The organism is Gordonia tangerina (assembly GCF_021556435.1).
GTDB classification, from domain to species: Bacteria; Actinomycetota; Actinomycetes; order Mycobacteriales; family Mycobacteriaceae; genus Gordonia; species Gordonia tangerina.
The window spans coordinates 1-1,771 of record NZ_JAKGCU010000057.1 but is presented as its reverse complement, the minus strand read 5'-3'; the positions used below and the strand labels follow the sequence as shown (position 1 = coordinate 1,771).

Genomic DNA, 1,771 nt, shown 5'->3' with positions numbered 1-1,771 from the left:
CCTACAGGCTTACACCAGTACAACCACTGACTGGCCCCACTACCTTCCTGCGTCACCCCATCGCTTGCCTACTACCAACCAAGGTCCCATGCAGCCCCATCCGGTCACCCGAAGGTGATCCATCTGGTTTTGGATGGTTAGTACAGTTGATTCAGCATGGGCGCGGATACACGGGTACGGGAATATCAACCCGTTGTCCATCGACTACGCCTGTCGGCCTCGCCTTAGGTCCCGACTCACCCTGGGCGGATTAGCCTGGCCCAGGAACCCTTGGTCATCCGGCGGCAGAGTTTCTCACTCTGCTTTCGCTACTCATGCCTGCATTCTCACTCCCACACCCTCCACCACTAGATCACTCTGTGGCTTCCACGGATGCAGGACGCTCCCCTACCCACCCACACACCTAGCCACCACCCCGCAAGGCGATGACAAGCTAACGTGTGAGTGCCGCGGCTTCGGCGGTGTACTTGAGCCCCGCTACATTGTCGGCGCAGGATCACTTGACCAGTGAGCTATTACGCACTCTTTCAAGGGTGGCTGCTTCTAAGCCAACCTCCTGGTTGTCTTCGCGACCCCACATCCTTTTCCACTTAGTACACGCTTAGGGGCCTTAGCCGGCGATCTGGGCTGTTTCCCTCTCGACTACGAACCTTATCGCCCGCAGTCTCACTGCAGTGCTCTCACTTACCGGCATTCGGAGTTTGGCTGACGTCAGTAACCTAGTAGGGCCCATCGGCCATCCAGTAGCTCTACCTCCAGTAAGAAACACACCACGCTGCACCTAAATGCATTTCGGGGAGAACCAGCTATCACGGAGTTTGATTGGCCTTTCACCCCTACCCACAACTCATCCCCTCCATTTTCAACTGAAGTGGGTTCGGGCCTCCACGACGTCTTACCGACGCTTCACCCTGGCCATGGGTAGATCACTCCGCTTCGGGTCTAGACCCAGCGACTCAACGCCCTATTCAGACTCGCTTTCGCTACGGCTACCCCACACGGGTTAACCTCGCCACCGAGCACTAACTCGCAGGCTCATTCTTCAAAAGGCACGCCATCACCCACGGTCCACTAAAGAACCCACAGGCTTTGACGGATTGTAAGCGTCCGGTTTCAGGTACTATTTCACTCCCCTCCCGGGGTACTTTTCACCTTTCCCTCACGGTACTCGTCCGCTATCGGTCACCAGGAAGTATTCAGGCTTACCGGGTGGTCCCGGCAGATTCACAGCAGATTCCACGAGCCCGCTGCTACTTGGGCACCCATCACGCAAGACCACAGGCTTTCAGCTACCGGACTCTCACCGACTACGGCAGACCATTCCAGGCCACTTCACCTAACCCACGGTTTTATCACTCACGCCCAGACAGGTAGATCCGGGAAGACAGGCCCCACAACACCACACACACAACCCCTACCCGGTATCACATGCGCATGGTTTAGCCTCCTCCGCTTTCGCTCGCCACTACTCACGGAATCACAATTGTTTTCTCTTCCTATGGGTACTGAGATGTTTCACTTCCCCACGTTCCCCCCACACCAGCTATACATTCACTGGGTGGTAACACGACATCACTCGTGCTGGGTTTCCCCATTCGGACACCCTCGGATCACAGCTCGTTTGACAACTCCCCGAGGACTATCGCGGCCTACCACGTCCTTCATCGGCTCCTGGTACCAAGGCATCCACCGAACGCCCTAAAACACTTACAACAACACCTACACCCACAGGGGCTCCGCCCCCATGCACCCCCAACAGGGACACACAAGA

At 56.7% G+C, this 1,771-nt stretch carries 1 rRNA gene; it reads right to left on the bottom strand.

Annotated elements, in window-relative coordinates:
• Positions 1-1,713, bottom strand: a 23S ribosomal RNA gene (locus L1892_RS24520); the annotation flags it as partial.
• Positions 1,714-1,771: the final 58 nt, after the last annotated feature.